Source organism: Taibaiella koreensis, assembly GCF_003545715.1.
Classification (GTDB): domain Bacteria; phylum Bacteroidota; class Bacteroidia; order Chitinophagales; family Chitinophagaceae; genus Taibaiella; species Taibaiella koreensis.
Map to the genome: position 1 here is coordinate 1 of NZ_QVNU01000014.1, position 5928 is coordinate 5928.

At 48.5% G+C, this 5928-nt stretch carries 4 protein-coding genes; all 4 read right to left on the minus strand.

The window, feature by feature from the left end; translation table 11 throughout:
* The coding region (locus DZK30_RS25470; RefSeq protein WP_205529570.1) for a DUF6603 domain-containing protein at nt 1-2371 on the minus strand (2371 nt) is incomplete at its 3' end.
* A 49-nt stretch (nt 2372-2420) separates the two neighbouring features.
* Nucleotides 2421-2780: a hypothetical protein gene (locus tag DZK30_RS25475; RefSeq protein WP_162903468.1), complete on the minus strand. Its 360-nt coding sequence runs from the start codon at nt 2778-2780 to the stop codon at nt 2421-2423.
* A 27-nt stretch (nt 2781-2807) separates the two neighbouring features.
* Nucleotides 2808-5333: a hypothetical protein gene (locus tag DZK30_RS25480; protein WP_118977019.1), complete on the minus strand. Its 2526-nt coding sequence runs from the start codon at nt 5331-5333 to the stop codon at nt 2808-2810.
* A gap of 218 nt (nt 5334-5551) precedes the next feature.
* A partial coding sequence (locus DZK30_RS25485; protein ID WP_162903469.1) for a hypothetical protein occupies nt 5552-5928 on the minus strand: 377 nt, incomplete at its 5' end.

Here is a 5928-nt window from a genome sequence, read left to right on the forward strand (position 1 = left end):
AGGTTACGGCAAAGTAGGTCTCTACGCTGATCTTAAGGTTGTCCTGGTTGGCCAGCACCAGCGTGAGCCGCCGTAGCTCGGGCAGGTTCAGTGGCGGCGGGGTAAACCGGGGATGGAAGCCCCCTACCGACAGCAGGAAGGCCGGCTTGTCGCCCCAGTACAGCCGCAACGCCATATCGCCGAACAGTCCGAAGGTCAGGATCTGGGAGTCGTACAGCGAGGCGTCGAACGACAGGTATTTGTTGGTAAAGTCGATAATGCCCAGGAAGTTCACCTGGATCTTCACGATCGCATTCTCCTTGCTCGGCAGCAGGGCTTTGACCACACCCAGGATCGCAAGTCTTACCGGCTCGGGCAACTCGATGATGATGCCCAACTCGATGGTAAGCAAGGTAGGCGTGCCCCAGCCTATCTTGGCCATGGGACCTACCAGGAACTGGTCTTTCTTAATGGGAAAAGCCTGACCGATATTGCTGATAATGGTGTTGGCATTCTTGACAATATCTTTCGGGAACAGGATATTGTCCAAGGTATTGTCGCGGATGCCGGTACGCAACACATCGGGGTTCATCGTGCGATTCAATCCCAGGATACCGCCCAGCCCGTTGAGCGTAAAGCCCATACCCAATGGAAGGGGACCAAACTCCGCCGTGATGATGATGAGCAGCGAATAGCCTTTTTCTCCGCCGGGCAATTTGGTGCTCACGATACCGATCGCGCTGAACGAAATCTTCGAAAAATTGAGCTCCAGTCCGCCGGTATAGGTCCAGGTGGCTTCGTCGTAATTGAGGAAGCCGCCGCCTTTTACCGGACCGGCATCGATGGCCAGGCCAACGCCGGTAGGCGGCTTGAAGCCCAGTTTAAGATTACAAAAACCAAGATTGGCATTGTTTGCAGGGAAGGTAATATCGGCTTTAATACCAATGTTCTTAATGGAGGCAACAATAGGTCCCAAATTCAGCGAGATATCACCACCACCCCTGATACTGATCGCTTCGTTGACTAAATAGACCCCCAGCGTTACGCCCTCGAAATCAACCGGACCTACCTTGATATGCAACGGGAAAAGAAACTCGAGTCCGCCGCCAGTATTGAAGTGAAAGCCACCAATACTGTTCCAGCCAAACGCAAGGTCGAATTTCCCTTTTGCCCCATTGGGAATAACCTTATTGATAAAATTATCTCCTTCACCACCGATCGCAAACTCAATTCCGTTAAAATAAGATTCGAACCCATAAGATACTTTATTGCTGCTATAATCAACGATAGCAGCGATAGCAATGTTTTGTATGTTGAAACGGGTCCCTGTAGTGCTTCCGAGCAGCGAGTTGTCATTGCTGAAGCGGGTAAGCTGCACCAGTATGGAGAAAGCGACATTGGCAGAAGAAGCAGGGAAATGGATACCAGATGCATTGATGGCAAATACATCTATACTGCCGGAGGCCTTGATAAACAAAAGCCAGTCGGCGATCTGCTTTGAATAAGACCAATCACCAAACAGGCTGACGACCAGGCCATGTCCTCCCTCGGCAGTAGGCGATACCGAAAGCGTTGCCCCATAGCGTAGCGCGGCCGTCGCCTGCCGGCTCACGGTCAAGGTCCTTTTCATCACCGAAAAGGCTTCCGGTGTATATAGTGAAGAGTCATTCTTATCGATGCCGTAGACAGCGTCAAAGCCCAGCGACTGAAAAAGCAGGACAAGCCGCGGGAAGAATTTGTCCGAGAACTCCTGCGCTTCTGCCGCCGTATTCAGCAGACCTGATGCCGGGTAAAATTGCTCTTTGAAATAAGACAAAGGACGGGACAGCAGGCTTACTACATTCTTCAAATGAATGGTCGATTTTTTGTAAGGTAACCTCACCCATCCTTCGTTACCTTGATAGACTGCCGGGGAGAGCCCAGCCACCTGGTAAGGTGTTATAATACCCAATACCGATAAGGTGGCATATATTTTAAAATGATGCGCTTCGAGATAACCGCATACCAGGTAATTGACAATATCGGTACCCAGCTTTCCAAACTCGGACTTAAGCGCAGGGGTAAGACTTGCGCCCGAAAGTCCGTTAATAAAATTAGAAATGCTGTCTATAGCATTGAATAAGGCCAATAAAACATCCAGGCATTCGGTGAGGTCGTCCAGGCTTTCGGGGGGATCCTGGATGATCGCCCTGACCTCAAGCACAAGAGTATAAATATCGTCAACAGCATCGAGCAGATCGTTGAATGGGAAACTGTCGATACGACTGAAGTCCCACCCCAGGGACTTAAAGAATACTTTGGCGTTCGAAGTATTCTTTAACGCAAATTCGATCGGAGCACATAGTTCATCAATCGCCTTTATTAATTCGAGCTGAGCATTACTGGCTGCCATAGATTTTCATTTTTCGTGTATAATCAGTATGCGCAAAGGATTATAAGCATTAACGGCCCCTTCGGGAGGCCCGCCTGACCCAGAAAACAATGTTCGCAATCAAGCCCAGGACAATTACCAGGCAAAACAGGTTGAATTTCAGCTGATCGCCATACCCACTGTCTTTAAATATTCCATCCCAGGCCCGTGGATACCGGGTAAAATAATAAATACACAGGGCCAGGAAAGCGCCGTAAAAAGCGGCAGTAAAAAAGCTGTAAGTGGCAAACAGCGCTTTACTTAATCGCCTGCCGGAAAAGATAATAAGGAACAAAAGCGATAAAACAGCGTATCCAAACATGAACATGGCGCAATAAGCCAGCAAAAGCCCGTCTGCCGCCACGCTATCTATTTGAAGTAATGTTGTCATCGGATTTTGTATTGGTTGTCTGAACGATCAGGGATTATTCAATGCCGGCTCATTATATAGGTTCATATCTATTTTATGTATGGTATAAGGCAGGCCCATATCGGGAAAATTGGGATCGTTCTCATAGTTTTTCCTGTCTTCATCGCTGGCCCACCATATCTGGTGATATACGTATCCGATACCCTGAGGCCCCGATTCGAGCATAATATCACCCATATTATTGTAACCTACTATAAATTTGCCTCCTTGACCTGCTTTCTCATAAACCGCACGATGAGCCGCGGTATAGCTCTTATAGCTATCAAGCGTATAGCCGTTTGCAGGAGCAGGTACATAACCGGGATCCGTTCTTTTTACCGGTGCAATGCGATAGTGCCAGTCATGGTATGGGTCATTTGTTATATTGGCATAGTCGTTTTCGTAGGGCGTGCTTAGCTCCCGGTTACGGTCAAAGGTAGCGGGCGTCTCTCCATCGAAGGTTACATTGTGTGGAAGCGCAAGCACATAACCTGATGTCCCGCTGATCGGGATGCTCAATTTACCCAGGGAAAGATTTTGCCAACCGTATACAACCGACTTATCAATAACGTCGTCTAATATATCACCGTGATAAGCTTTCGTATAAACTTCGAATATCCGTTCTCCCATACCCACGTTACTGGCAGATACCTCATTACGGAAACTGCTGGCGCATAAGCCCGCTATTGTCATTTTCCTGACCACGGAGCCTTCCATATACGGCTGGTTGGCCCAGTATTGCATCCTGCTACTGTATGCATAGTGTACATCTCCGCCCAGCATAATCACCTGCAGAAATGTGGCATTGGGATTCCTGGAAAACAATTTTGAATAAAGATGCTCATAGGCTTTCTTATCAAAAGACCAATGCTCAAGATCCAACTGCTGCTTGTTGGCAAATCGCTTTTTAATGAAATTTGAATTCGCATCTTCCTTTCTTTTCTCGATGTAGTTGACGCCAATTACGGGAGTAGGTGATATAACGAAGATCAGTGCCTTGCTCTTGCTGCTTCCCGGCAGCGCAATTTGCTTTGTCAGGGCGTCCTCGCTCATCAATCCCGGTACCCCGTCGTTCCCCTCGTGAAAAACCCTCATAGTCCGGGTATCCAGGACCAGGAATTCATAAGCGTTGGATACTTCGTAATAATAATGCCAGTTGAGACTACCTGCTTTATGCCTCAGCACAGGTGTTTGCAGAACGGGAGCATATAGCTCGGGGAGTACGATATCGGAAATGGCATTCCATATAGCAGGTGCATCGGGGTTATTATTGCTGACATTGTAGATGTAGTTGAGCAAGGTACCTCCGGGCTGACCGGAAATATAGTCTTCGGGCTTGTTACCCCAATCCTGGAACAGGGCATATGCTGCCATGCCACTGGTACAGATCCGCTTTCCGAGGGCCGAGTTATTGATGGCGCCATCAAACCAGCTTCCGTTATAAAACAGGTCATCTGTAATTTCATGATCATCGCAGATCATGTAAGAAGGGATATTGGCCAGGATAGCCCGCATGTTTTTGTTTAAGGCCTGATAGAATTGAGCCAGGTAGCTACATTGCTTTTCATAGGTATCGAATTCCCCGGTCTTAAATGTCACCTGCGTAGGCCAGGGATTGGCCAGCGGGACCGAAGGCGGGACCACATAGGTTTTTGTTTCCTCTTCCGGGGTGCCAGGGAAGAGATCGGCAAATGCGGGAAGCGCCGGGAAGCCCGGTTTGGCAGGATCTTCCTTCCACAACGCGTTGGACCATACCATGCAGTACATAATAATGAACTCTCTTAACTTCATTAAGTGAGAGCCTGCAACTTTTTCATCAACCGAAAACTTAGCGACATTGATTATGTTGTCAGCGCGCGCTCCGGGGGCCATATTGGCTACATCGCAACCCAGAGGCGCCAGATTCTCATCCCAGCCCAGGAGCAACTGCGCATATTTATTAATCATGTCCAACAAGATCGGCGACACATCATCGGCATATATCTGGTCACCCGTAAGAAACATCATCTGTGGCCTCCGGTCACTGGGATTTGTAACATTATCAGGGTTGTTTGCAGTGTAGTGCAGTATTTTGTACACTTGCTCCATCGCATCCAAGCCTTCGCCATGCGGCTTCCGGCAGGAACCATGTATGACCCTCAGCTTCGCTTTATCAATTGGCGGCAATACGAAAGTAGGCAGCAGGCGATCCAAACCGCCTATTTTGAAGATCAGGGAGGGAATTGCTATTTTCAGGATATTGGTAATACCGTCATATACACTTATGTTCCATAAACTGTATTCCGTGCCGCCAATATTAAATTCAACATTGTACCCGTAGGTTATACCGGGAGTCATGTTCGCGCCCAGCGACAAGGAAATTACATTGACAAACATATGTGCGCCTATCTTAAGCATCGGTGTATAGGCGCCTGTATCAAGCTCATCAGGGGCAGCGGTATTGCCATTGTGCTTATAAAGTTTTAGCCTGGCCTGGCAGTCGTCTCTTGTGACAATAAATACATTTATCGTATTGGGCGTCACTTTTCTTAGCATAGGCCCAACGATTAAAAATGGTAATTCAGCAAGCGTTTTCGTTGTCCAAGCCATAATCGGATATTTTTATGTGATCAATAGTACTTGTCCTGCCATCCTACCTCCGGCCGGCTTATCTTTTATTATTGCTTTAAAGTTCTCTTGTTTTACTATGATTACCAATAATACTCCTCAGGAAAAAGCCAGCAATCTTCCAGGTTTTTACCTGTATATTATTGTTAGTTCGCCAGCTCAAAACGGTTGGCCACAATCCAGTTGGCTGCCGTGGCCGGTGCTGTCGCCAGCTGTCCTGCCAGGTAACGTTCCGCATCGGCCGAGTTGCTGAAGCTTTGCCCTACTACCGTGTTCAGATTGTTGCGGTCCACCAGCACAAAGGCTTCATCGGCCAGCGATACATTCACACGGTTGGGTCCTTTGCTTGCCGGGATACTATTGAACGATGACAGCTGCGAACGGCCGATATAGCCGCCGAAGCGCTGCAGGTTGTACATGCCCAATGCCAGCACAAAGCGTGGCTCCGGCCGGCGATAGCCCGAGTCCAGCGTGATCTGCTCAAAGTCGCAGGCCTTGTGCACGGCATACACCGAGGCGATGT